A 26,064-nucleotide genomic window follows, 5' to 3' on the forward strand; every position below is an offset into this window, starting at 1 on the left:
AAGATAGTGGTTATGTGGTGTGGTGCGCCCTGGCAGCCACACCACATAACAGGCCGAGTGCCGCAGGCGCGAGGGGGCAAACCAACAGCTTGTACATTGGATTACATACGTAGAAGATAGAACATAAGGATGTGCTAATAACATGGTTCAGGAACAAGTATCATCGTTGGAGCAAGAGGTGCAAAAGGTCATCAAACCGTTGTTGCGAGGCTGGTCACACGCGCTGGCAGCCTTTGCCGCCCTTGTTTTAACGTTTCTCTTTTGCTGGCTCAGCCGTTCGGATGTGCCACGCCTCATTTCGCTGCTCGTCTTTGGTTTGAGTATGATGGAATTGTACACCGTAAGCGCCTTTTATCATATCGGAACCTGGAAGCCTGGTACACGCCAGGTGCTTCGTGCTATTGATCACTCCAATATCTTTGTCCTGATTGCGGGTACCTATACTCCACTCAGCTTCAATATTCTCAGCGGCTGGGTACGTATCGCCCTGCTTGTGACGATCTGGACACTCGCGTTTCTGGGTCTGGCCTTTACGGTAGTGCCCTATACCCTGCGTCTGCCGCGCTGGATAGGGACTGTGCTCTACATCATCATGGGCTGGGTCGCGCTCCTGGCCTTTCCCGCCTTTCTAAGTGTGCTCTCCTGGCCGTTTGTCTTGACGTTAATTCTCGGTGGGGTCTCCTACACAGTGGGCGCGGTTGTCTATGCTCTGCGCTGGCCCAATCCCTTCCCACGTGTCTTTGGCTTCCACGAGATCTTCCACCTGTTTGTCATCCTGGGAAGCGCAATCTTTGTCTTCTGCGTCTGGAAATGGGCTCTCCCTTTCCCGCGCCAATAAAAATATCCGCTAAAGGAGGAAGCCTCGCATGGCCCCTACAATTTGTGCTATAACGTGCATGCAAAAGAATTGTGAAAGGCAAGGAAGGAAGCATAAATGTTGACGCTCTTTTATTCACCTCATTCGACGAGCGTGGACAACGAGGCGGGACGGGCATCGGGACACGTGGATGTGCCGCTCTCTACATTGGGGAGGCAGCAGGCGGTTGAACTGGGAAAGCACTATGCGAGTGAGAAGATCGACGCTGTTTTCTGTTCCGATCTGCAACGCGCGGTTGTAACGGCGCATCTTCTCTTTGGCGAGCGTGGCTTGCCTGTGATACCCGATGCGCGCCTGCGCGAGTTTGACTATGGCGAGATGACGCAGTATCCCAGGGAGCAGGTGGAGGAAGAGTTCCCACGGCGCATCACAGAGCCTTTCCCAGGAGGTGAGAGTGCCTCCATGGCCGCTCAACGCGTGGGCGCCTTTCTCCAGAATGTAGCGCGTGAGTATGACGGGAAAACAGTCGTCGTAATTGGCCACCGGGCGACCATGTATGGGATTCGCTACTGGTGCGGCACCTCCACTCTGGAGGAAATTGTGAATGCACCATGGGAATGGCGAGACATACCGATCTGGCGCTTTGAAGTGGATCCTCAGACGCTGGCACAGCGCCACCTTTAGCGCAGTATGTAGGAGGGTGGAATGGACGGCGAAAGCAGAGCTTTGTATGGGTGTTTGCTTCAAGATGTGGTAAGCGAAGCCAGGGGGCAGAGGGGGCTGTTGGGGATTCTTCTCATTGCTTCCTTTGCGCGGGGTGATGCTTTGCCTGGTTCTGATCTGGATTTGCGGCTCTATTTCGCTCCTGGCCATACTCGGCGTTTTGCGGCTGAGATGCGTGAGGGTATCCTGATTGAGCGAGGGTCTGCTGATGTGGAGTCAGCCCGGGCGAAGCTGGCGACAAATCCAATGGAGGTCTATGCTTATCTGGATGGGTGTATTCTCTATGATCCGGAAGGTGTTATCGTGCAACTGGTTAGCGAGGCCAGAGCGTTATTTGCTGCCTACCGAACGCCAGAAAAGGAGCGGAGCGAGAGCGCTTACTGGCTAGTGCAAGATTACGAAACCTTTTCGGAAAGAGATAAATGTGGCTCATATGCACACCCATAATAGGCACAGACCCGCTCAGCGAGGTGATGAGCCGAAAGCAACCCATTGGTTTCGGCCACATTGCGTTTGCCATGGACCCACTTGGGCTCAATTGGATTGAGCCAGGGACTTTTGGTGGGCAGTTGGAAAGGCAAAATCCGTACCCCTTCGCCCGTTTGTTTGACCGCGAGGTTGTGTTTTCTGATCCAGGTGCGCACTCTCGCGGCTTTCATGCCAGGAGGCGTTGTCCCAGATGAGGAGCCACTGACGTTTGCCTTGTGCGGCCAATTGCTGACAACACCAGTCCAGAAACTGGATGGTGATCTCACTCACCGGGCGTCCTGTGACAAAACGAAGCCACATCTGCTCTCGCACGGGTTCCTCCGTGGTTCCCTTTTGCCAGAGAACCCCATAGCACGCCAATGCTTTTGGGTCTGGATCATTCTTTTGCCAGGATTGCTCAACCAAACGGACGGGGTGCTCGGAGTCTTGCCAGGCATAAAGGCGTGGAAGAGCAAATCGGCTCCACCAGACCTCGTCGAGGAAGCCAATGGCCCAATCAGAGCGGGGTTGAGCGTACGCGATCAAGCGGTCACGAGCCTTTTTTTTCGTGCATACTGCGGATCGGGGCTGGTGATCCAGTGCGCGGGCGCGTTTCCAACTGACCCCCAAGCGCTTGAGCGCACGGCGGACACTGGCAGCAGTGGTCGGGGCAGCCACGAGTCCTTGTGACAAGCAGATCTGCGCCACCAGTGGGAGAGACCAGAGATTGCGCGCGATCCCAAAATCGCGCGGGCTGCGATGCAGCAGATCGCGCAGGGCTGGCAGATTCTCGTCGGCAATGCTGGTGCGTAGCCGATGAGGGCGACAGGACTCCTTCTTGAGCACGTCGAGCCCCTGCTCGTTGAAGTCTTTGATCACATTGCGCACCGTCTGGTCGTCGCAGCCCAGTTGCCGCGCAATGGCGATGGCTCGCTCTCCACGGGCTGAAGCCAGAAGGATCTGGCAACGGCGTAGCACAAAGGCTGAGCCGGAGCGTAAGCGAGCCTCGATATGGGCTCGCTCGGGTTCGGTGAGTGGTCGAATGAAAATGGGTTGCATACCTTCTCATATCGGCTACTTTCCTACTTTCTTTTGAACGATTGCACTAGAGAGTGTACGCATCAAGGTGCGTGCGGCTCTCAATGCAGGTGATATGACCAGGGGAGCCTACCTGGTAAGTACGGCCTCATGGCCGCTTATAACTGGCCTGTGGGCCGCGAACGATAAACCCTTGCCACCCAATGGTTCGGTGTGGCCGCATCTCAAGGACCTTGTGAAAACGCTGCCTGGTCTCGAAGCTCTCCTTCAAGGCTTCTTTGGCGGGGAGACGCGGCAGCGTATGCTTCACGCCCTCACACTGCTAGACTGGATCATAGAATCTCTGAAGGTAGAAGAGGCTTGAGGGTAAAAGCACATGTGCTATTGCTGTGATTAAATAGATGTAGAGCAATAATTGTATGAATGATATGGGCATCCTGGGAGAAGTGATTGATAAATACCCAGGAAGTGAGGCAGAGAGACTATGGTCACAGAACTGAAAACTCAAGAGAAAACTACGGTAAAGTCTATCCCCTATATTAAAGAATCGCCCGTTGTGGGAAGTCTCTTCAAGTATCAGCGGGATCGCCTGAATCTGCTGATGCGCATGTGGCGCGAGCAGGGGCCGGTGAGTGGATTTCACATGGGTCCCTTCGCCCTGCCAGCCTTTTTCTCCGCTGAGCATGTGCAGAGTATCCTGGTGGAGCACGCCTACGACTTCGATAAAGGCGAATCCATTCATAATGTCCTTCGCCCGGTGATTGGCAATGGCATTTTTACCAGCGAAGGCGATTTTCACCGTCGCCAGCGTAAGATTATGGCGCCGTCCTTCCAGCCACGCCACATCGCCAGCTATGCCGATAACATGGTGTACTATGGCGAGCAGGTACAGCAGCGCTGGCAGGACGGCGCACGGATCAATATCGACGAAGAGATGACCACCATCACCATGAGCATTATTGGCAAGGTGCTCTTCAATGTGGATGTGTTTACAGAGACCGATGAGCTTGGCGCGGCAATGGCGACGACTCTCAATTTTGTAGGTCACCGTCTGGCGCGCCTGCTTCCAACTCCATATAACTGGCCGACACCACAGAATAAGCGTGCGCACCAGGCGATTGCGCTGCTGCGAAGCCGTATTCAACAGATGATTGAGGAGCGGCGTGCCAGCGCGGAGGAGGGCAACGACTTTCTCTCGATCCTGTTGCGGGCGCGTGACGACGAGGGTAAGCCCATGGATAATGAGCAGTTGATCGACGAGTGCCTGACGCTTTTTGGCGCGGGGCATGAGACGACTGCTGTGGCTCTGACCTGGGCATGGTATCTGCTGGCCCAGCATCCTGAGCAATACCGCAAGCTTCAGGAGGAGGCGCGGAGCGTACTTGGTGGGCGGGTGGCTACCTATGCGGATCTCACAAAGCTGCCATGCAGCCAGCAAGTCTTCAAGGAAACGCTGCGTATGTATCCACCGGCGTATACTATGGGGCGGGCCGCGCTAAAGGACATCGTGATTGATGGCTACCAGGTGCATAAGGGTGATGTGGTTCTCATTGCGCCCTATGTCATGCATAACCGTCCCGACTACTTCCCGCGCCCCTTTGAGTTTGACCCTGAGCGCTTCACACCTGAGCGCGAGAAGCAGCTTCCGCGCTATGCCTATCTCCCCTTTGGCGCAGGTCCGCGCATCTGTATTGGCAACTACTTTGCCATGATGGAAGGACAACTTCTTCTTTCAACCCTCGCCCAACGTGTCACCTTCGAACTGGTGCCAGGACAAGAGATCAAGCCTGATCCCAGCAAGTCGCTTACCTTGCGACCAGATCAACATGTGCAAATGGTGGTACGCCGCCATGTGTAGGGTCGACTGCGAGCTGTAGGGTCCTGGCATGGACTGCTCTGATGGCTGGATATCGGCCTGCGGGCCTCGGAGTCCAAGCTAGCTTGGACCCTACATGGTGAGATCATTTGGTGCCTGTTCGCCCAGGCGAGAAGCATGACTCTGGGGGCATATTGTCATCCTGAAGGCGATATCATGCGTGTCAATATGTATCGCTTAGCGATACATATTGTTCTGTTTGCTATATATGAGAGTAGCTCTCTCTTTGGGCGAAAGGATATGCTTGTATGGCTCAGACCTCCATCCTTTCTCCTGGGCCAGTGCGGAAATCCGTGGACCTTCGGCGACGACGCAAGACGATCAGCCTGCGGATGCGTTCGGTCTGCTTTGTTGTGTTGGCGGCTGTCGTCCTAGGGCTTCTTATCGCGTTTGGCTCGCGAGGCTTCCACTGGTTTGATGCCGCGCTCATTGGTTATGCTGTAGCAACTATTTTCGCGGTCGCGGCAGTGACGTATAAATATTCTTTCTGGCTATTTCGCCCGCCGACGGGCCGCTACTGGAAGCGTAGCTGGGAATTATTTCTCTCCTATGCCAATTTTCGGCGCTATGCGATGCTGATTCCAGGAGCCCTGTTCGACCTGTTCGCGCAGCAATTTATTCGTAGGCGTGGCCTATATCGCTGGCTGACACACCAGTGTATCTTCTGGGGAATCATCCTCTCCTGCGCGATTACCTTCCCTTTGACCTTTGGCTGGCTGCGTTTTACTCAGACTGCCTCTAGCCTCTATCAGATCTGGGTCTTTGGTTTCCCTTTCTTCTCCTTACCGGCCGATATGTTCCTGGCCTTTCTCATTTTTCATGCGCTGGATTTAACGGCGCTGATCTTGCTGGTCGGCCTGGTGCTAGCCTTTCATCGTCGCTTCCATGATCTGGCCTTGATTGCAGTGCAGCGCTTCCGCTTCGATATTATGCCCCTGGCCTTGCTGCTGACTATCACTGTGACTGGCCTGGCGCTTACCGCTGATAGTACCTGGCTGGGAGGCGCATATTATTGGTATATCTCCCTGGTCCATGAAGCGGTTGTGGTGCTCTGGCTGATCTCGCTCCCGTTTGGCAAATTTTTCCACCTTATTGAGCGCCCAGCTACGGTTGGGATCGAGCTATACTGGCGTACAGGCGAAGGGACCGCGATGCAGAAGTGCGCGCGCTGCCAGGAGGAATTTGCTCTGGTGCGCTTTGTGCAGGACTTAAAGAAGACACTGTATGAGGTTGGCGAGAACTATACCCTGCATATGGACAGTCCAGAGAAGCGAGCGACTCATCCAGATGCACCGGTAGTAGAGGAGCAGGCCACGGATACGCTCTGGTGGCAGGATCTCTGCCCCACTTGCAAACGCGTCCTGCGCGCGCAGGCCAATCTCGCGGCGTTGGGCCACGAGGGGAACCGTTTTTTGTAATGGCTGATTCTGCTTGCCAGAGCGGGTCTTGAAATGAGGAAAGCATATGAGCGTTGACAAGAATATTTTTCGCCATTTGCGTAGGAATCAACCCGAAACCTTTGATTTTCACACTGGAGACCATGCGCCGAACCGCTGGCGTTCGGACGAGGTTATTGATCGCTATGTGCCCACGCATTGCTGCTATTGTGGCGTCCAATGTGGTATGTATCTCAAGGTTGCTCGTGGGCGGGTTGTTGGCGTGGAGCCACGCGAAGATTTTCCCCTGAATCACGGGATGCTTTGCCCCAAAGGCTCGACAGCCTATCAGACAGCCCACCATCCTGATCGCTTAACCAGGCCTTTGATGGGTCGCCATGGCAAAAATAGCCCCCTGGAGCCAGCAAGCTGGGATGAAGCGCTAGATACCATTGCCCAGCGTTTTCAAGCCTTGCAGGCCGAGCATGGTAGAGACTGCGTCTCAGTCTTTAGCGGGTCCTCCACGACCAACGAGAAGTGCTATATCATGGGCAAGTTTGCCCGTGTGGCGCTTGGCACACGCCATTGCGATTATAATGGCCGCCTGTGTATGTCCTCGGCCACAGGCGCCAGTGAGCGCTCACTCGGTATTGATCGTGCCGCCAATCCTATCAGTGATATGTTGCGCATCTTACAGGGGCGTATTGCCTTGGTGCAGGGCCAGGTTTTTATCGTTGCTATCATTGTCATTGCCCAACTCTGGCTTGTGAGTGATGCGTTATATGAATTGCTCTCTGGCCGCGTTGCAAGCCTGGCCTGGCTGGCCCTGGCGAGTGTGCTGGGTTTCGCGCTGGCCCTGATCGTCGTTTTCTGGCCGCGCCGCCGTATCGAAGAGCCATAAAGCACCTTCTGCTAAGCGGCAGGCAGGATTTTGCCATCAGACAATAGCGTGAATCGCGCGGGAGATGTTATGCCACATAAGACAAACGAACAGAAACACTCTCAGGAGCGGCCAGTCTTTCCCTTGCATTCCAGGCCGCCAATGGGCCATGAGATGGCGGATATCGTCGCAGGCTTGCTTACACGTGTGCGTCTCCCTGTACTCTTGCAGCACCATTCGAACCGTGCTGTGCTCGCGCTCTTTAGTTTTGTGAATGGGTGTGTCAGCATTAGCCTGATGGCAGCCCTGGCGGTACTTACAGGCTCTCCCTTTATTTTTCCCTCACTTGGCCCCACGGCCTTTCTCTTCTTCTATACACCAACTGCGGCAAGCGCCTCTCCTCGCAATACGATCATTGGACATTTGATAGGAACGCTGGCTGGCTACTTTAGCCTGCTGATTACCGGCCTGGTCTCCGCGGGCCCAGCCCTGACGACGGGGGTGACGTGGCCACGTGTGATTGCCGCTGCCCTCTCGCTTGGCTTGACGGCGGGCTTTATGGTGCTCTGTAACTCGGCCCACCCGCCTGCTGGGGCAACGACGCTGATTGTCTCTCTGGGGATTTTGACGAAGTCCTGGCAGCTTGTCTTGCTGATGGGAGCCGTCATCCTGCTTACAGTCCAAGCCTTCGTCATCAATCGCCTGGCAGGCCTCCCCTATCCAGCCTGGCGGGCGACTCTGCCTCCCAGGCATGTGGAAGCAAACAAGGTCAGCCATACCCCCGGTGAATCATAATCCCTGGCCGATACTTTGATGTGTGATCTCAGCATTTCTATGCGGCTATAGGTGCATTAGCTATGCTAAAGAGAGGGTAGGGCTTTTGTGTACGCTCTCCCTGCCAAAAACTGCTTCTAGAGAAGGAGTACCGTACTGATGGCCACATATTCATATGCTTTGTTTGCGCATATTCTGGGGGTAACTGGCCTATTTATCGCGATGAGCCTGCAACTGGCAAGTATGATTGGTATTCTGCGCTCGCGAACCGTTGAGCAGGTACGCGTGTGGTGTGGAATGCACACTGTTCTTCTACGCATCTTTGCCCTCTCTTTTGTGCTCACACTGGGCGCGGGGATGCATATGACCTTTACGACCTGGGGCTGGTCTACAGCCTGGATCAATGCCTCGTTGGCGGGATTGCTGATCCTGGCTGGCCTGGGACCGCTCATTAACACGCGTCGGCTGAAGATTCTGCATCGTGAGGCCCTGGCCCTGCCGGAGGGTCCTGTACCCACCAGCCTGCGACGGAGGATACAGGACCCTATCCTCTGGTCCTCGGTTCTGGGCATGAATGCTATGGCTGTAGGTAGTATCTACCTGATGGTGCTCAAGCCAGGTCTAATCGCGACCTGGCTGGTGATGGTTGGGAGCGTCCTCCTGGGTATGAGCGCAGGATGCATACTCACTTTGAAAAAGCGCTCGACCATGACCGAGGTGGTACAGCCAGCCGAGGCATAGGTTTTATTGCTGGTCATGGTATGGGGTGGTGCGTGCTGGCAACCTGCGATTGCCAGCACGCACCACCCCATACACCATTATTTTCCGGCGAGGCGGGCTATGACGGGCGCGAAGTTCTCCATCTGGCCTTCGTAGACCTGGAGATACGAGAAGCCAAAGCGCTCGCGCTGCTCAAGGAGATGTGCGACAGCCTGCTCTGTTGTAAACGGTTGTTTAGGTATGGGTGGCCCTCCAACCAATGGAGCAAGCTCGCTGACACTATCGCTAATCTGCATATAGTAGATGGTCTGGCTCAGTTCAAGCTCGGAGAAACGCTCTCCCGCGGCTTCGCGAATCCAGGTCAACTTCTGCTCCAGGGTCGCATCAGCTGGATCAGGTCCACGCCCGGTAAATTTGGACCCAATGGCGATAATATCGGCCTCTCTGGCGGCCAGTTTGAGCATACGCTCGCCTGCTCCAGCGACGAGAAGGGGTGGGCGTCCCTGCTGCATGGGGCCGATAAAGCCCTTAACATCGCGCAGGGTATAGTGCTTGCCTGTAAAGTTGACGACCTCTTCCGCAAAGAGGCGCCTGGTGATCTGAAGCGTCTCTTCAAGGCGTGCGACCCGTGTGCCTGCCTTGGGAAAATCTATGCCTAGTTGCCGGGCCTCGGCCTCGCCGACGCCCGCTCCCAGCCCTAGCTCAAAGCGGCCCTCGGAGAGGAGGGCGAGTGTTGCCGCCTCCCGGGCGAGGATAACGGGGTGGCGATATTCATTGGAGAAGACATAGCTCCCCACATGCAGAGATGTGGTGGCCTCAGCGGCCGTGGCCAGGGCCGTGAGGGGCGCGAGACTGCCAATATTGGCACGATCTGGTATGAGCAACGTGGCATATCCCAATGTCTCGGCCTTGCGGGCAGTTTCAACCCAGGCACTATGCGATTGTGTATAGGCGGCAACGACACCGAAACGAAATGGACGTGGCATGCTGATACACTCCTCCCTTTACTCTCTCTTGCGCGAAGAATATTATGTAGACGAACTGCTTAATTAATTTAGGTATACAGACTATACAATGAAAATATGAGAGGTGTCAAGACAACTATGAGTCCGCGCCCTTATCGTCTTGGTCAGAGACAGGCCGCAACTGAACAGACGCGAAACCGTATTCTCATCGCTGCGCGTGAGCTACTGATGTTAGATGAAGGCATATCTGGTTTCTCCATTGACGCGGTTGCGCGCCAGGCAGACGTCGCCAGGATGACAGTCTATCATCAGTTTGGTTCTAAAACGGGGCTGCTTGAAGCGCTTTGTGACTCGCTTGCGACCTCAGGCGGGATGGAGCAGTTAGCTTCCGCCTTTCGCCAGGTGGACCCCTTCGAGGCCCTGGATACATATATCGCTGTCTTTGCGCGTTTCTGGCAGGCGGATCGCCTGGTGACGCGCAGGTTACGAGGGTTGGCCGCGCTCGACCCTGAATTTGAACAAGTTATCCGGGCGCGCGACGAGCGGCGGCGCAAGGGTTTGCATGTACTTGTCCAGCGCTTTGGTGAGCAGCAGAGTCTTCCTGCTTTTCGGCCCCACGAAGATATCGTCAATATGCTCTACACATTGCTTAGTTTTGAGTGTTTTGACACCCTGGCCGGGCCAGCGCGCCCTATAGAGGAGGTTGTACCGGCGATACAGCGACTGGTGCATGCCACGTTAGCATCAAACCAATTCTAACCAGAAGAGCACAGTTTTTTGCCAGGTGCATACCATAGAAGGGAGAGAGTTTTCAGGCAGGCTTGCATCCTTCAATGAGGCCAAAGTGCCTCACACAGAGAATGAAGGTGATTGACTTGACAAGAACCTATGAACAAAGCGAAAACATGGAGCTGGATACGCTATTTGCAGCAGCATTTGCCTCATTAAATGAGGGAGTACTTGTTCACACACTGCAAGGTTTGATTGTACATGCGAATGCTGCCGCCTTACAGCTCTTTGGGGTGCAAGCAGAAGAGGTGCTGGGGAAAAAAACATACCGCCAGTTTGTCAATGCATTGAGCATACATAATCCAGAGTGCCAACTACCAGCCACTGACCAGCACGAATTGTCAGAAGAAGAACAGTTTCAAGCTGCTCAGCAGGGCGATACCGCGATCCATACACTGGCGAAAGGAGAGATTCACGTCCACATTACCAGTGCACCACTCTATAATCAGCAGGGGAATTTAATAGGCGGCTATATGCTCTTTCACGATATAAGTACAAAGTATCAGAAAGAGTGCCGTACACTTCAGGCATTTACCTCCTTGCTGACACTGGTAGAGAGACTGGCCGCCATTCCAGGGCAGGAAGATCACACATGCGAAGAGGTGGCTGAGGGAATTTCACCGGTCCTTGTTGCGGGTCAGGCTCTGGCCGATGTCATTGCGCAAGTCATGAATTGCAGGTATGTAGATGTCTTTGCTTTGTCAGGTCCCGACGAGCGACAACACCTGCTTGGTACAGGCAATCTAACACCTGAGCAGACGCAACGTCTACGGTCGGAAACTGAGCAGGCTCCTCTTGCCGATTATATTAGTACTGAAAACATTGCGCGTCTGCATGCCAACGAAGTTGTTTTGCTTGACCTGCAAAAGCAGCCCTATGTCAAACCGCACTTAAGCTTTAGTGCTCGCTATCGCTTGCTGGCGCCCATGGTGCTTCATGAACAATTGATCGGCCTTTTTATCATTGCGAAGATGGAAGAGGAGTTCCCTTGCGTTGAGTGCGCATATACTGATGAAGAGATTGCCCTGGCCAAGGCTGTCGCTAAATTAACGGCTCTGGTGATCGCACAGGTGCGTTTGCTCGAATCGTGGGCGACAGAGAACGCCAAAAAACAGGCGCTACAAGAGCTGAATAAGCACTATGATGAGTTTATCTCTATTGCCAGCCATGAGCTGAGAACGCCGTTGACCACGATTAAAGGCAATGTGGAGTTGGCGCTGCGGCGCCTGAAGAAGTTTATGCAGCAGGAAGACTCCCGAGAACTCCAGACCTCGCTTGAACGTATCCAGATCCCGCTTGATTATGCGCTCCAACGCTCGCAGGTGCAGGAGCGAATGATTAGTGAACTATTGGATGCCTCACGTATACAGGCCAGGAAGTTAATCATTGTAAAGAAACCCTGTAACCTGGTGGAAATAGTTTGCAATGCTGTTGCAGACTCGAGACAAGCCGCACCTGATCGGAGTATACAGCTTACGTTTCCAGATGAGGACACACCACTCGTTGAGGCTGATGCAGACCGGATTGGCCAGGTGCTGCTCAACTATCTGACCAATGCGCTTAAGTACTCAGAGGCTCATCAGCCCGTGTTTGTGACGCTAGCCAAAGAGGAGACTTGCGCGAGAGTATCTGTACGTGATCATGGGCCGGGTCTTACCCCAGAGGCGCAGGCGCAGGTTTGGAAACGCTTTTATCGCGTGCCCGGCGTCGAGGTACAGTATGGTTCTGGCACAGGCCTGGGGCTGGGACTCTTTATCTGCCGAGAGATCATTGAGAGTCATGAGGGAGAGGTAGGGGTTGATAGCCAGCCAGGAGAGGGTTCGACCTTCTGGTTCACTCTACCATTAGCCACGCTTTAAGAGAGTATGGTCGTTTTCCGAGAAATTCTTGACTCAGATGATGCAGACTGGTATAGTTAGGCACGGAGAGTATCTCCTGTTCCCTGGTAACTGGCGATAAGAGTGGAAGAACCACAAGGGAGCCTGGGAATAAGCAGTAAACAGTCGCTCGCCTGGGCTGCTTCACCTATGTTATGTCTTGATAGCAAAGGGAGGAGCACCTATTTATGACGATCAATGCAACACCAACCACGTTTCTTGTCCGCTATCTGCAAGCGCTCAATGGAGCCACCCCCAACTCAGCCGCCGCGGCTTTTTATGCCTCGCTCGACCAGGTCAACAGTGTCTCGCCGACCATCGCAGCATCCATCATAAAGGAGCTACAGGACCAGCGCCAGAACCTGAAGTTAATCGCCAGCGAGAACTATAGTTCCCTGGCGACGCAGTTTGCCATGGGCAACCTCTTGACCGATAAGTATGCTGAAGGGCATCCTTACCATCGTTTCTATGCTGGCTGTGATAATGTCGACGCCATTGAGGCTGAGGCGGTAGAACTGGCGTGTTCGCTCTTTGGTGCTGAGCATGCCTATGTCCAGCCTCATTCGGGTGCTGACGCCAACCTGGTGGCCTTCCTTGCCATCCTCTCAAGCAAAGCCCAGAAGCCCTTGCTTGAAAGCCTGAATATCGAGAATATCTCCACGGCCTCCCGCGAGGACTGGAATAAGGTGCGAGCTACCGTGCAGAATCAGCGCCTGCTCGCGCTCGATTACTACTCCGGAGGGCACCTGACGCATGGCTACCGGCATAATATTTCCAGCACGCTCTTCGATGTCTATTCCTACACCGTGGATCAAGAGAGTGGCCTGATTGACCTGGACCAGTTGCGCAAGCAGCTACACGAGGTGCGTCCACTGATCCTGCTGGCGGGCTACAGCGCTTATCCACGTAAGTTGAACTTCGCCAAGATGCGCGAGATGGCCGATGAGGTGGGCGCGATCCTGATGGTAGACATGGCACACTTCGCGGGCCTGGTGGCGGGCAAGGTCTTTACCGGTGAGTACAATCCCATTCCCTACGCGCATGTTGTGACTAGTACCACGCATAAGACCCTGCGTGGCCCGCGTGGTGGCCTGGTGCTGTGTAAGCAAGAGTTCGCCGAGTGGGTCGACAAGGGTTGTCCCGCGATCCTGGGCGGTCCGCTCCCGCATGTACTGGCCGCCAAGGCAGTCGCCTTCCGCGAGGCAAGCAAGCCAGAGTTTGAGACCTATGCGCATGCCATTGTCGAGAATTCTCAGGTCCTGGCCCAGGCGTGCATCGATGAGGGCCTCCAGGTACCTACCGGTGGCACCGACAATCACTTGCTGCTCCTCAATGTGGCGCAGAGCTTTGGTCTCACAGGCCGCCAGGCTGAGGCGGCGCTCCGGGATTGCCAGGTCACGCTCAATCGCAACTCGCTGCCCTTTGACGTCAACGGTCCCTGGTATACCAGTGGTTTGCGTCTAGGTACGCCAGCCCTGACCACGCTGGGCATGGGGGGCACAGAGATGCGCGAGATCGCGAGCATTATCAAATACGTGCTGTCACACACCAAGCCCAGTGTGACCGCCAGTGGCAAGGCCAGTCTCGCCAAGTACGTCCTGGATGAGAACGTGCAGGCCGTGGCGCGCAAGCGCGTCGATGGGCTCCTCTCACAGTATCCCCTCTATCCCGAACTGGATACCACCCTGCTCGCTTAAGCGTAGGCCTGAACAATTGTAGGGTCCAAGCTAGCTTGGACCCTACAATTTACTGTACAAAAATGGCGTGAAGGGCAGTCAGGAGGCGCTCTACATCGGCGGGGCTGTTGTAGCCCTGGATGGAGAGGCGAATATAGCGATGGTTATTCCAGACGACAACGGGCATCTCGATGTGCCATGTCTCGCGCAGGGTGCGTTGTAACGCCAGAGAGTCGCCATCGGGCACCTGGATGGTACACATCTGATTCCACCAGGTGTCGGAACAAATAAGCTGGGTACCAAGCAAAGAAGCAATCTCCTGGCGCGCCGAGGCCGCTAGCTCATGACAGGCGGCGCGTACGGCGTCCCAGTTGTGCTCTTGCTGAAAGGCGATGGCGGAGGGGACGCTAAGGAAGGCCGCAGGATCATCCGTGCCGACCCAGCCAAAATAATCCTGAAAGCTTGAGATGCCAGGTTTCAGGCTTTCGTAGCCCCAGCTGACGATTAGAGGCTGCAGGAGGGCCTGGTGCTCGGGCGAGGCATAGAGGAACGCGGACCCCTTGGGCGCGCAGAGCCATTTATGGCAGTTGCCAATGTAGAAGTCCGCGCCGATCTCTTCAAGGTTCAGGGGAATCTGTCCCGGCGCGTGTGCCCCATCGATGACGGTAAGGATACCGGCCTCACGGGCGCGCTGACAGATCTTTGCCATGGGAAAGATCAGCGCCGTGGGTGAGGTGATGTGGCTGATAAAGATCACCTTTGTACGAGGTGTTACCCCCTGCCAGAACTGCTCAACCATCTCCTCTTCGCTCTCAAGCGGGAGTGGGATTGGCTGATTGATATAACTCATTCCTCTCTGGGTGCAGAGAAAGCGCCAGGTACGATCTGAAGCTCCATACTCGTGATCGGTCGCCAGCACCTCATCTCCAGGTCCAAGCTGAAGCGAGCGCGCGACGATATTGACGCCTGCCGTTGTATTGGGCACAAAGACCAGGTGATCGGCCTGTGTTCCCAGGTAAGCAGCCAATGGTAGGCGGGCTTCGCGTAACAGATCATCTATGCGCCGACCCAGAAACTCAACGGGATCTGCCTCCAAAGCGCTTTGCCACTGCTGGTAAGTCGCGAAGACGGGGCGAGGGCATGCGCCAAAGCTGCCATGGTTCAAGAAGGTAATATCGGGTCGCACCTGAAAGTGTTCAGCCGCCACCGGGAGAAGAAGTTGCTTAACGCTCATAAATAGAGGGTTCCTTTCGCCTGAGATTTTTGTGATACCTCGCGCCTGCGGCGCGCTCTCTTGCACATTGTGTCTTTAAGCGAGGTTACTTCCTTCATCATACCGCCACTCGCACTAATTTTCCACTCCCTTAAGAGAGTAATGGGTGATGTGCGCCGCAGGTGAGAAGGCTTTCCTGAAGAATAAGCACGTTTAGTCGATTTAATTAAGAAAGATAACGGTCAGACATACTTTATTTTAACATTATTGTTGAGTGAATTTGCAAGAAATTGCGAATTTTTTAAAATACAGCAATTTGCTGTGAGATTTTTTATTGAGGTTACGTAATATATTACAGAGGTCGCAAGAAGGGATTCTACTTCTGTCGCTTATCAAGCTATAGATCTATCAGAGCAAACTTCTTCGAGATATCTGTATTTGTTGATTGATGCTTGTTGTTAATTCATCGAAGATAGACATAAGCATAGTCTTCTTAGCTCCGACGCTATCAAACTATGACACCTTCCATCGGGCATAATTGCTCATTGTGCTTTATAGTTTTTTGTTCTGCTTCTATTTATAGAATATAAGTGAGCAAAGGTTTTTCGCGTTTCTAAAACAAGGAGTAATGACTTATGTTTTCTCGCAAGCGAGTGGCTGGCCGCTTCCTACCCGCTTTGTTTGTTTTACTTGCGGTACTCATCTCTGCCTGTGGCGGTAGTACAGGTAGTTCGAGTACAGGCACTAAACTCTCTGATGATAAGCAGATCTTTGTCTATCCACAAAGAGGCATATCTGATGTCGCAACCCTGGACCCGGGTCTCTCTACGGATACTGCATCTGCACAAGCTATTCAGATGATGTTCACGGGTCTTGTACAGCTGGACGATAACCTCAAGGTCAAGCCTCAGCTGGCTGAGTCTTATTCCGTTGCCTCCGATGGCGTGACCTGGACCTTTAAGCTGCGCCAGGGCACTAAATTTAGCGATGGCAATCCCATCACCGCCGACGACGTGGTCTATAGCATTGACCGCGCGCTCAAGCCTGAGCTGAAGTCGACGGTTGCGCCTTCGTATCTGGCCCTGGTCAAAGATTCGGATAAGCGCTTTGCTGGCAAGGTGCCTACCCTGATCGGCGATAGCCTCTTTGCTCCCGATCCCACAACTGTGAAGATCGTGACCAGCCAGAAGGCTCAGTATTTCCTGGACGCGCTGACTTATCCAACCTCCTACGTTGTGGAGAAGAGCTTCGTCGAGAAGTATGGCGATCAGAAATGGACTGCTCACCTGAATGAGGGTGGCGCCTCTGGCCCCTTCAAGCTGGAGAAGCATATCAGCGGTCAGCAGATCAGCTTTGTACCTAATGAGAACTATTATAATGCCAAGCCGCAGCTGAAGAAGGTTGTCTTCCCCTTCTATAAAGATGCCCAGACGGTCTACAAGGCGTATAAGTCCAACCAGGTCGATCTCTCGGGCGTTCCCGGACCCAACCTGGATGAGGCACGTGCCATGCCTAACCAGCAGTACCACCAGTCGCCCATCCTGGCCATTTACTACTATGGCATGAACTACCTGGCCAAACCCTTCAATAATATCAAAATCCGCCAGGCCTTCGCGCTCTCTATCGACCGCGATACACTTGCCCATAGCATCTACAAAGATCGCGTGGCGCCAACCAACCATATCGTTCCTCAGGGCATGCCTGGTTATGATCAGAATCTGACTGGCCCTGCTGGTGTGTCAAGCACCAAGGGCGATAAGACGCTAGCGAAGCAGCTGTTCCAGGAAGGTATGAAGGAAGAGGGTTACACCACCGCTAACTTCCCGCAGGTCTCTCTGACGGTTGCCACTAGTGGTTCAGCCGCCGCCAAGAACGAGTTCCAGTATGTGCAGCAGCAGTGGAAAGATGCCCTGGGCGTCAATGTCACCATCAACGACGAAGACTTTAACAAGCTTCTCGACGATGAGGCGCAGACCGTTGGCAGCGCCAAAGGCCTTCAGATCTGGAGCGCGGGCTGGGTTGCCGACTATCCCGATCCCCAGGACTGGACCGACTTGCTCTTTGGCAAGGGATCAAGCAATAACCAGGTCAACTATGGCCTGGGCAGCAACAAAACCGCTGTGGCGCAGCAGGCCAACCAGGACGCGATGGTCAAAGCCAATACCATTGTCGACCAGACCAGTCGCATGGCACAGTACAACCAGATTGAGCAGAAGCTCATCAATGATGTTGCCTGGGCGCCGACTTACCAGTCAGCGGTCAGCTATGTGCTCAAGCCCTGCGTGAAGGGTTGGGTAGACAACGCGCAGAACATGACCCCACCAGATGACTGGGCGAACATCTACAAGACCAACGATTCTTCTTGTGCCAACACCAATTCGTACAAGTAAGTCGGAACGCTAGTCCTCATAGAGGGCAGGCAAAGAGGCATCTCGGATACACTATCCGGGATGCCTCTTTTTAATTGAGCGAGAAAAGAAGCCAGAGAGCGCGTAGGGTCCAAGCTGGCTTGGACTGCGAGCGGAGCGACCTCCCAGCGTCAGGAAATCGGCCTGTGGGTCTGAGAGGGTCCATACAAACAGAGAGTCCATGCAAGCATGGACCCTACAGGGGGAGCGTGACTTCAATGGTTGTGCCCTGTTTCTCGCCAGAGCGGAGTGAGAGGCGGCCGCCGACGCTCTCGACGCGTTCGAGCATGCCCCGTAGGCCATAGTGGCCTTCTGGACTGTGGCATGCCAGACTACCATCCTCTTGATGCTGGCAATAGGCAGTTGGTAGCCCGATGCCGTCATCCTGGATGATCAAGATGAGGTTCCCTTCTTCTTGTCTGAGGGAGAGCGTTACGTGCTGTGCGTGGGCGTGCTTCTCAATATTGGCGAATGCCTCCTGGCTTACTTTCCAGAGCGTCTCTTTCAATGTATCTGCCAGGCTATCAAGCTCTCCCTGAAGAGTATGGCTAACATCCAGGCCAGCGCGTTGCCTCAGTTCATCGAGTGAGTGGATGAGTGCTTGCTTGATTCCCTTATGCTGTAAGGCAGGTGTACGCAGGTTCGCGATGGAGGCTCGCAGCGCGCTCATGCTCTCGCGCGTGATCTCTTTGGTGGACTCTAATTCCTGGTCGCAGCGCTCGGGATCACGCTCGCGGAGCCGTTGGGCCGCCTCTAGCTTGACTGTGATAAGCACGAGGGCATGACCGAGAGTATCATGCATTTCACGAGCCAACCGTGTGCGCTCGCGTAGGATCGCCAGCTCCTGTTCCTGCTCCACTGATTGCGCTAATTGGCGATGCGCCTCCTCTAGATCGGTATTCGCGAGTTGCAGTTGTTGAAAAAGGTGATTACGTTTAAAGCGTTCGGCTATAAGGTTTTGAATGAGGATGCTAAAGCCTGTGATGCTAAAGAAGGTCAGACACTGACTTGCGATGCCGAAGAGCGCAATCTGGTTGAACGGCCAGGTGAGTAACCCCTCATAACCAAAGATTGTGAGAGCCATAATACCAATGGCGAGAAACAAGCGTCGCGACGTAAACAGGCTGAAGCTCAGTCCAAAAAGGATATACAAGCTCAAAAAGAAGCTTTGATCGATTCGGGTGAGCAGGAATATGATAGTGTAAAAGCTTCCCCAGATAATTATAGAATATAATAAGGGTGGAGGCCAGCCATAACTGAATGGAATTATATCGATTGATATTAGAATTGGGAAGATATAGAACGAGAAAGCGATCACCATGAGTAGAATGCAAGTTGGGCCACGCCAATCGTGCATGTAGACTGGCGCGGTCTTTAAAATAGTATAGGTGAGTGTGGTGAGGAAGAAAAATGTGAAGATAGCAAAACCAATCAGCATACGGCTGAAGTTCCGCTGAAAGCGTGCGTCATCCCTGGCTATATCAATGCTCAATGATGTTTTCCTTTGCATGCGTATACCTCGCCCCTTTTTGATGTTTTACCCAAGTTAGAGCAATTTACGTTCACGTGCAAGGTGAGCGGCCTGAGTGCGGTTCCCGGTGTGGAGCTTGCTCAGGATATTCGAGACATGATTTTTGACGGTCCCCTCGGCCAGGACAAGTTGCTCCGCGATCTTGCGGTTGCTGGCCCCCTCAGCCAGGAGTTTGAGGATCTCTATCTCACGTGGGCTCAGCGTCTCTTCTTGTGCGGGACGGGCAGGCGTGGCGCTCCGCTCTTTGCGCCCGAACTCAACGAGGAGCTTGCTGGCGATCTTGGGCTGGATCGATGGCACTCCTGAATAGACCTGGCGAATCGTGGCCATCAGCTCGTTGGCGGGAACATCCTTGAGGAGGTAGCCCATGGCCCCGGCTTTAACGGCGTCGAAGACATAGTCCTCATAGTCGAAGGTCGTCAGGATAATGATGCTAGCCTGGGGATCGCTCTGGACGATGGCAGCGGTTGCCTGCACCCCATTCATGCGTGGCATCTCAATATCCATCAGGACCACGTCAGGCCCCTTATCCTGGTGGCGTAGCGACGCATATTGCCCGACGGCCTCTTCGCCATCGCCGGCCTCTCCGACTACCTGTATACCAGGCTCCAGTTCAAGAATAGTGCGCAGCCCCTGGCGCATGAGTGTCTGATCTTCACAAAGCAAGATACGAATCGTCTCAGTCATGCCTGCTCTCCTCCTGGCAATCAGATGTTGTGTTTTATCCTTATTATGGCGCAAACGCCGGCGCTGTCAAATCTAGGGTAAGGGTGTGAGAATGTGCCTGGGCAGCCTGCGGCTGCCCAGGCACATTCTCACACCCTTACCCTTTCCTTACGCAGTTGCGACTTTCTCCTGGAAGCGGAAGAAGCGTAGGGCGATAATGAAGCAGATCGCGCCATAGGCGAGCAGGCCCAGGATATCTGGCAGGATGTCCATAAAGCCTTTGCCGAAGATCATGCTCCCGTTCAGCCCCTCCATGGCCCAGGCCGTAATGCCAATCTTGGCGAGCTGTTGCATCCATTTGGGTTCGATGAAGAGGGGCCACCAGGCTCCGCCAATTGCGGAGGTTACCAGGGTTACCAGGCTGACAATCGGGTTGACCTGGCGGCGGGTGCGTACCAGTGATACGAGCAGTGTTCCCAGGCCCGTCGTGGCAAAGCTGGTACTAACCAGTAAGAGGATGACCGAGGGCCAGGAGCCAATATGCATTTTGAACACAAAGTAGCCAATCGCGAAGAGTACCACAAGCTGAGTCAGGGTCAGGAGAAACTGTGCCAGCAACTTGCCGCCCAACAGGGCATACTTCTGAATTGGAGCGACCAGCAGGCGGCGGAAGGTGCCATCCTCTTTCTCCTGCAAGATGGTTGCCGCCACAGCATTGAGGCCAAAGAGCGCGAAGAAGACAGCGTATCCAGGCACCAACTGGTCGAACGCGCTCACTTTGGTGGCTTCACCCGCGGAGAGCGTTTGAATAGCCTGGTCGCTTCCCCGATTAGCGCTGACAACGCTTGCCGCGATGCTTATGGGATGAATAGTGCCTGGTGTGCAGTGGTTGCCAGGCTGATTGCAGACGGCATAGACCTGATTTACCGCTGCGTTTCCCGTCAGTTGAGCTTGAACGACCTCATTTACGATGTTGCGTACAATCGTAATACGCGCATCGTTATTGTTAGGCAGAGTATAGAATTGGACCTGCTTTGTGGCAGCGATATGCTGAGGCGTGCCGCCTATCAAGGCCTGGCTTGCCCCGGTTGGAACGATGATACCGACATTTGTCGCCCCATCCGGGGCTTTGACCTGGTCGATAACTTGAGCTGAAGTGTGATATTCATTGACAGTGATCTGGAGTTGTGATGTGTTGATCTTAAGCGCGTTTACAAGCGTTTTACCAAGATAGGCGTCAGAGGCTGTCTCCTGGTTGCTTATAGCCACTTTAATTGTGATCTGAGTAGAGCTATTACTATAGAGATTGCCAAAGGCAAGCCCGACCGTCGTGATAAGTATCAGGGGGACCAGGAGCAGGAGCACCAGAGAGCCTTTATCTTTCATGACCTGCAAGAGGTCTTTTTTGGCAATGGACCAGAGCGTTTTCATACTTTTCCTCTTCCATGAAATTTAGTCGCGCAGAGTTTTTCCTGTGAGCTGGATGAACAATTCCTGGAGTCCGTGGGGCCGCTGTATCTCGCGGTTCTGCTGGCGCAGGGCCAGGAGTTCTTCTAGCGTGCCCAGGGCGATGATCTGACCTTCATCCATAATGGCGATGCGGTTACAGAGCCGTTCGGCCTCTTCCATGTAGTGGGTGGTATAGAGAATAGTTGTCCCCTGGTCGCGCAGGCGTTCAATGAGGGCGAAGATGTGCTCCCGAGACTGGGGGTCAACGCCCACTGTTGGCTCATCCAGCATCAAGAAGGTGGGTGTGTGCATGAGTGCGATGGCGATATTGATTCGGCGTTGCATGCCGCCAGAGAAGGTCTTTACCTGGTCTTTGTGCCTGTCATAGAGGCCGACGAAGCGCAATAGCTCATCGGCTCGCTGTCGGCATTGCTGCGAGGAGAGACCGTAAATCTCGCCGAAGAAATGGAGATTCTCTAAGGCTGTGAGGTCTTTATAGAGAGCTATCTCTTGAGGCACGACACCGAGCATACGCTTTACTTTCCGTGTCTCTTTGGTAATAGCGCGGCCATTGATAAGGACTTCGCCAGATGTCGGTTCGAGGTAGCCGCAGAGCATATTGATGGTTGTGCTTTTGCCTGCTCCATTGGGACCCAGCAGGCCGAAGATTTCACCTTTGCCGATGGTGAACGAGACATCTTTGACCGCGTGATGCTTGCCAAAGGTCTTGTCTAGATGCTGCGCCTCAACCTCTATCCCACTTTGTGATGTGTTCCCAGTCCAGGTCTCTAGTGACGTTTTGAGTGCTTCTTCCATATATGAGTGGCTCCTTGCACGCTGAAGGTTTGTGTATTGTCGAGATCAAGAAAAGTATAGCTTTATACAGTGATTGAGAGGAAGGATGGAAAGACATATTTCGGAGTATGTCGAAAGTCATGGTCCCGAAAGTTTGTTAGGGAATGTTTCTTGCACGTTTAAAAGCTAGAATCTCAGTTATGGCTCTTTGCACGCCTCCTGCCTGGCGAAGCGATTCTCCTATAGATGTGGCTGCTCTCGTGAAGCTGGGATTAGCTAGAATTTCTTCGACACTGTGGTGTAAGCTCTCGGGAGTGACCTGGGCATTGGTAAGCACCTTGCCGGCCCCCAGTTCAGCGACGCGTGCCGCGTTCCATGGCTGGTCCATACTTTGGGGAATAACCACCATCGGCACATGATAATACAATGCCTCGCTAACACTGTTCATGCCACCATGGGTAATAAATAGCGCACTATGCTGAAGTACCTCGAGTTGTGGCACAAATCTCTCCATGATGATATTAGAAGGCAGTGGTTCTAATGAGGCAGGATCAAGGTTATGACCAGTAGCCATGACTATTTGCCAGGGGCTCTCAGCTAAAGCCTCGAGGCACGTGTGAAAGAAGGCGGCACGGTCACTGTACATGGTTCCTAGCGAAATATAGATGAGTGGCTGTCTGCTTAGATTGGTGAAAGGGAATGGGGGAGCCTGAGAGCGTGACGCTATGAGGGGCCCAACGAATTTAAAGCGGCCTTCGTCGAAGGAGTCTGCGTCGAGTTGAAATGCTCTGGAGGTATAGACAAGGGTCAGGTCCCCATAATTGTGGAATATGGCAAAAATGTCTTGAGGAGGCTTGAGGTGATAGTGGTCGCATAGGATAGCGAGTAGTATCAGGCATCGCTGAAGATATTCATATTCTCTGGACGGCGTCTGCGTGACGTTCTCATGAATGGAAGCGTGTATTTCATTCAGGATACGTTGATTGGCCGCCATGGTTGAAAGCGAGGCGATGGCTGGTAGATGTAAAAGTTGTGCCAGGAAGTTGCCCCAGAGGCAGCATGCGTCATAAATGAGGTAATCTGGGCAAGATGCCTGTATCTCTGCTTGCAAGTGTGCCAGCACCCAGAGACTTGTCTCCAAAAGCGTTTCAACTGCTAGCAAGGGATGGTGTTCAAACTTGTACTGGTTGTGTACCAGGTCGAGTGGAAAAGCTTTGCCATAAGAACGGTATGTCGCTCCTGCCAGTTCAATTGCTGCTTGAAATTCATCACTTGTATAGTAGATGACCTGTTCACCATGGCGGACCAGCTCAGTAACGAGTGGAAGAGTAGGATTGATATGCCCCTGTGCAGGCAAACTCAAAAATACCACGGTTGCCATTTTTTATTTCCTCCCGCGAGGACACTGGTGTGCTTGGTGTGACGCTAGCTAACTATTTCAGGCCTGCTCAAATTCGTTTATGCCCTGGTAAGAATAGCCCGGATGTGTTCGGGCGCGAAGAAGGTTGCAGCAGGAATAGTGCCTTCCAGGACCGCGAAGAAGAGCTGAGTTGCCTCTGGATTTCCCTGTAATGCCTCCTGTACCTGTTGTATCTCGGATGTGAGATTCAGGGTTGCGAGTTGAACGGTTAGCTCATAGAGGGGAAGGGCCTCTCTATTGCGTTGCTGCTCATACCCAGCTAAAGCCTCTTCTAGAGGTTGTTGACCTGTAAAGCTGCTGTCAATGGCCTGGGTCAGCCGTTCTGCGTCTGCAAAGGCATCGGCTATGCCATGCCCGAGAAGTGGATCTTTATGATAGCCAGCATCTCCCAATAATGCCCAGCCCGGACCATAGGGCTTTTTGAAGAAGTTGGTTGTATCACCAGTACCCATAAAGCGTTGCTCTTGTTTTCCCTGGCGGACGCATGCCGCAAAAGCGGGGGCGAGCGCCAGCGCCTCAAGAAAGTGTTTCTTAATGTCGGAGCGCACCTCGGGGAAACGGTGACGCGGCCAGGTAACGCTTATGAGTACAAGTCCCTCATGAGTGGGGAAGGACAAAAATACGCACTGGGGGCGCGAGTGGAGAGAGGTTTCATCTGCCTTTAGCCCACTCCAATAAGCATAATAGATGCATGTTAATGCTGGATACCTATAGTAGGTTGGCGCCTCGACCGCGCGTGCAATCAGGGAGTGCAGACCATCTGCTCCAATGACAAGTGAGGCCTTTTCGACCGCCGATGTGCCTGTAGTTGTATGACCCTTTATGCCAGTGACGCGTGTTCCATTTCTTGTCACGTCCTGGACTCTGAACGCCTCGCGTAGCTCAGCACCCGCCTCAATCGCCTTTTGGGTCAGCAATGTGTCAAGAACGTATCTACGAGGAGCGAGGCCAAAGTTAATGCCCTCTAAAGGCAGAACTGTCGAAGAGAGAGTGAAGCGTCCCGTGTCTAGAGAGATCCCATGTACTTGAGGACAGCCAGTAGCAAGTAACGTGTCCAGAACTCCCCAACGTTGAAGATAGACGAGTCCACGTGGATGGATAAAATGGCTGGAAAGGGTGTCGCTGGGAAATCTGGCTTTATCGAGCAGCAGAACGCGATACCCTTTGCGTGCTAGCAAAAGGGCAATGGATGATCCTGCGCAACGAGCGCCAATAATGATCGCATCGTATACCATTTCCCCGCTCCTGCCAACCTTTCTTCCGAGCATGAATTCATAACAAAATGCTAAGCGTCCTCCTATGTATACATTACTGTATACATTACCTAGGCGTTTCATTATAGTGAATTATGAGGGCTTACCTGTAGAAATAAACAGGTATACAGGCAGCCTATTTTTCCCAGTTTAATGCTGTTGATTTTGCCAGTGCGCTTTGCTTGCGCACCGAGTATAGTTATATCATTCATTATGAAGGTTGTAGCTACCCATACAAAATAGCTGGCCACCTACGGCGCTGAGGATTCTTCACAAGAAGAGTCGGAAGCGTTACGCATAAAACTAAGGAGAAGATAACATGCGCCTGGGTTTACAGGTTCCTAATTTTACATGGCCCAATGAGCAGAGTGAGCTTGGTGCGACCTTTGGTCAGATCGCGGAGCGCGCTGACGCGGCGGGCCTTTATAGCTTCTGGGTCATGGACCACTTTTTCCAGATTGGTTTCGTTGGCCCGGCAGAGAACGAAATGCTAGAGGGCTGGAGCGCCCTGGCCTTCGCGGCTGGACGCACCAAGCGGATCAAGCTTGGAACGATGGTGACTGGTGTCACCTACAGGTATCCTGGCATTCTGGTGAAGACTGCGACGACCCTGGATGTTCTCTCTCAGGGACGTGCCTATTTAGGCATTGGCGCGGCCTGGAACGAAGAGGAGCACCTGGGCCTAGGCGTCCCCTTCCCACCGTTGAAGGAGCGTTTTGAGCGCCTGGAAGAGACGTTGCAGATTGCGCACCAGATGTGGGCGGGCGATCAGAGACCCTTTGAAGGCAAATATAATCAGCTTACGCGTCCGCTGAACTCGCCGCAGTCGGTGCAGAAGCCACATCCACCCATCTTGATCGGCGGGACTGGCGAGAAGAAGACCCTACGTATGATCGCCCAATACGGCGATGCCTGCAACTTCTTCGCGCGCATGGGAGATGAGGCGCTCAAGCATAAGCTGAATGTGCTGCGCGAGCATTGTGCCAACCTTAATCGCCCCTATGAGCAGATTGAGAAAACAACGCTCGACCAGATGGCGCTTACTAAAGATGGACGCGATGGTACACTGAGTCCCCAGGCCGCCATCGACCAATTTGGCAAACTGGCCGAGTTGGGCATTGATCACGCCATCTTCAGCCTGGCCAATGTGCATGAACCCGAAGCCTTCGAGATCCTGGCGAACGATATCGTGCCAGTGGTAGAGACGATCCAGGTCGCGGGTCGCTAGGTGACGACTCCCCACAGCTAAAGCCGTGGGGCTTCTCAGCAAGCCAAAGCTTCCTGATGGCTCCGTCCGAGCCAAAACGTGTTTGCTCTCTTGGATGAAAGGCGGCTTGTGGGCTCTTAAAG

Annotated in this window: 23 protein-coding genes and 1 riboswitch; of the genes, 14 read left to right on the plus strand and 9 right to left on the minus strand. The window is 53.6% G+C overall.

Features of this window, described 5'->3' with window-relative positions:
* Positions 1-142 precede the first annotated feature (142 nt).
* The 3 genes from trhA (at position 143) to KRAC_RS51420 (ending at position 1,987) form a co-directional block, all read left to right on the plus strand.
* On the plus strand, positions 143-838 hold the full coding sequence (gene trhA, locus KRAC_RS51410; protein ID WP_007920901.1) for a PAQR family membrane homeostasis protein TrhA: 696 nt from the start codon (positions 143-145) through the stop codon (positions 836-838).
* Between the two features lie 96 nt (positions 839-934).
* Positions 935-1,501 (plus strand): histidine phosphatase family protein, encoded by a 567-nt coding sequence (locus KRAC_RS51415; protein WP_007920903.1) that lies wholly within the window; start codon positions 935-937, stop codon positions 1,499-1,501.
* A 21-nt stretch (positions 1,502-1,522) separates the two neighbouring features.
* Positions 1,523-1,987, plus strand: coding sequence for a nucleotidyltransferase family protein (locus KRAC_RS51420; protein ID WP_052569296.1), 465 nt, complete (start codon positions 1,523-1,525; stop codon positions 1,985-1,987).
* Positions 1,988-2,074: 87 nt separating this feature from the next.
* On the opposite strand, the gene KRAC_RS77495 is transcribed toward KRAC_RS51420, so the two are convergent.
* Positions 2,075-3,067: a helix-turn-helix domain-containing protein gene (locus KRAC_RS77495; protein WP_007904354.1), complete on the minus strand. Its 993-nt coding sequence runs from the start codon at positions 3,065-3,067 to the stop codon at positions 2,075-2,077.
* A 67-nt stretch (positions 3,068-3,134) separates the two neighbouring features.
* On the opposite strand from KRAC_RS77495, the gene KRAC_RS51435 reads away from it, so the two are divergent.
* The 6 genes from KRAC_RS51435 to KRAC_RS51460 all read left to right on the plus strand — a co-directional run bounded on the left by KRAC_RS51435 (position 3,135) and on the right by KRAC_RS51460 (position 8,693).
* Entirely contained in the window at positions 3,135-3,410 is a 276-nt protein-coding gene (locus KRAC_RS51435; protein ID WP_157508070.1) for a hypothetical protein, read from the plus strand.
* Between the two features lie 120 nt (positions 3,411-3,530).
* A complete protein-coding gene (locus tag KRAC_RS51440; RefSeq protein ID WP_007920908.1) occupies positions 3,531-4,904 on the plus strand; it encodes a cytochrome P450 in 1,374 nt (457 codons plus the stop codon).
* Positions 4,905-5,170: 266 nt separating this feature from the next.
* Positions 5,171-6,340 (plus strand): hypothetical protein, encoded by a 1,170-nt coding sequence (locus KRAC_RS51445; RefSeq protein ID WP_007920909.1) that lies wholly within the window; start codon positions 5,171-5,173, stop codon positions 6,338-6,340.
* Between the two features lie 46 nt (positions 6,341-6,386).
* Positions 6,387-7,199, plus strand: coding sequence for a molybdopterin-dependent oxidoreductase (locus KRAC_RS51450; protein ID WP_007920910.1), 813 nt, complete (start codon positions 6,387-6,389; stop codon positions 7,197-7,199).
* A 69-nt stretch (positions 7,200-7,268) separates the two neighbouring features.
* Positions 7,269-7,973, plus strand: a complete 705-nt coding sequence (locus tag KRAC_RS51455; RefSeq protein ID WP_007920911.1) for an HPP family protein — start codon at positions 7,269-7,271, stop codon at positions 7,971-7,973.
* Positions 7,974-8,111: 138 nt separating this feature from the next.
* Positions 8,112-8,693, plus strand: a complete 582-nt coding sequence (locus KRAC_RS51460; protein ID WP_007920912.1) for a hypothetical protein — start codon at positions 8,112-8,114, stop codon at positions 8,691-8,693.
* 77 nt (positions 8,694-8,770) lie between these two features.
* On the opposite strand, the gene KRAC_RS51465 is transcribed toward KRAC_RS51460, so the two are convergent.
* Positions 8,771-9,658, minus strand: a complete 888-nt coding sequence (locus KRAC_RS51465) for a TIGR03621 family F420-dependent LLM class oxidoreductase (RefSeq protein WP_007920914.1) — start codon at positions 9,656-9,658, stop codon at positions 8,771-8,773.
* Between the two features lie 117 nt (positions 9,659-9,775).
* Here KRAC_RS51465 and KRAC_RS51470 point away from each other — a divergent pair, with 117 nt between their 5' ends.
* From KRAC_RS51470 to KRAC_RS51480, 3 genes are all read left to right on the plus strand, one after another.
* Positions 9,776-10,396: a TetR/AcrR family transcriptional regulator gene (locus KRAC_RS51470; protein WP_007920916.1), complete on the plus strand. Its 621-nt coding sequence runs from the start codon at positions 9,776-9,778 to the stop codon at positions 10,394-10,396.
* Between the two features lie 116 nt (positions 10,397-10,512).
* On the plus strand, positions 10,513-12,285 hold the full coding sequence (locus tag KRAC_RS64260) for a PAS domain-containing sensor histidine kinase (protein ID WP_169461053.1): 1,773 nt from the start codon (positions 10,513-10,515) through the stop codon (positions 12,283-12,285).
* 76 nt (positions 12,286-12,361) lie between these two features.
* Positions 12,362-12,450, plus strand: a riboswitch (ZMP/ZTP riboswitch).
* 41 nt (positions 12,451-12,491) lie between these two features.
* A complete protein-coding gene (locus KRAC_RS51480; RefSeq protein WP_007920920.1) occupies positions 12,492-14,000 on the plus strand; it encodes a glycine hydroxymethyltransferase in 1,509 nt (502 codons plus the stop codon).
* 49 nt (positions 14,001-14,049) lie between these two features.
* Here the strand turns inward: KRAC_RS51480 and KRAC_RS51485 are convergent, their stop codons facing one another.
* A complete protein-coding gene (locus KRAC_RS51485) occupies positions 14,050-15,213 on the minus strand; it encodes an aminotransferase class V-fold PLP-dependent enzyme (protein WP_007920921.1) in 1,164 nt (387 codons plus the stop codon).
* Positions 15,214-15,827: 614 nt separating this feature from the next.
* Between KRAC_RS51485 and KRAC_RS51490 the strand changes: the two genes are divergently transcribed.
* Positions 15,828-17,582 carry a peptide ABC transporter substrate-binding protein gene (locus tag KRAC_RS51490; RefSeq protein WP_007920922.1) on the plus strand — a complete coding sequence of 585 codons (1,755 nt, stop codon included), beginning with the start codon at positions 15,828-15,830 and terminating at the stop codon, positions 17,580-17,582.
* Between the two features lie 214 nt (positions 17,583-17,796).
* Here the strand turns inward: KRAC_RS51490 and KRAC_RS51495 are convergent, their stop codons facing one another.
* The 6 genes from KRAC_RS51495 to KRAC_RS51520 form a co-directional block, all read right to left on the minus strand.
* Positions 17,797-19,092, minus strand: a complete 1,296-nt coding sequence (locus tag KRAC_RS51495; RefSeq protein WP_040447520.1) for a sensor histidine kinase — start codon at positions 19,090-19,092, stop codon at positions 17,797-17,799.
* A 54-nt stretch (positions 19,093-19,146) separates the two neighbouring features.
* Positions 19,147-19,818, minus strand: coding sequence for a response regulator (locus KRAC_RS51500; RefSeq protein ID WP_007920926.1), 672 nt, complete (start codon positions 19,816-19,818; stop codon positions 19,147-19,149).
* 147 nt (positions 19,819-19,965) lie between these two features.
* Positions 19,966-21,228, minus strand: a complete 1,263-nt coding sequence (locus tag KRAC_RS64265; RefSeq protein WP_007920928.1) for an ABC transporter permease — start codon at positions 21,226-21,228, stop codon at positions 19,966-19,968.
* A gap of 21 nt (positions 21,229-21,249) precedes the next feature.
* A complete protein-coding gene (locus KRAC_RS51510; protein ID WP_007920930.1) occupies positions 21,250-22,062 on the minus strand; it encodes an ABC transporter ATP-binding protein in 813 nt (270 codons plus the stop codon).
* Positions 22,063-22,198: 136 nt separating this feature from the next.
* Complete coding sequence (locus tag KRAC_RS51515; protein ID WP_007920931.1) at positions 22,199-23,422, minus strand: macrolide family glycosyltransferase; 1,224 nt, start codon at positions 23,420-23,422, stop codon at positions 22,199-22,201.
* A 77-nt stretch (positions 23,423-23,499) separates the two neighbouring features.
* Positions 23,500-24,696 (minus strand): NAD(P)/FAD-dependent oxidoreductase, encoded by a 1,197-nt coding sequence (locus KRAC_RS51520; protein ID WP_007920933.1) that lies wholly within the window; start codon positions 24,694-24,696, stop codon positions 23,500-23,502.
* 337 nt (positions 24,697-25,033) lie between these two features.
* Between KRAC_RS51520 and KRAC_RS51525 the strand changes: the two genes are divergently transcribed.
* On the plus strand, positions 25,034-25,942 hold the full coding sequence (locus tag KRAC_RS51525; RefSeq protein WP_007920936.1) for an LLM class F420-dependent oxidoreductase: 909 nt from the start codon (positions 25,034-25,036) through the stop codon (positions 25,940-25,942).
* The last annotated feature ends 122 nt before the right edge of the window (positions 25,943-26,064 follow it).

This window comes from Ktedonobacter racemifer DSM 44963 (assembly GCF_000178855.1).
Lineage (GTDB): Bacteria > Chloroflexota > Ktedonobacteria > Ktedonobacterales > Ktedonobacteraceae > Ktedonobacter > Ktedonobacter racemifer.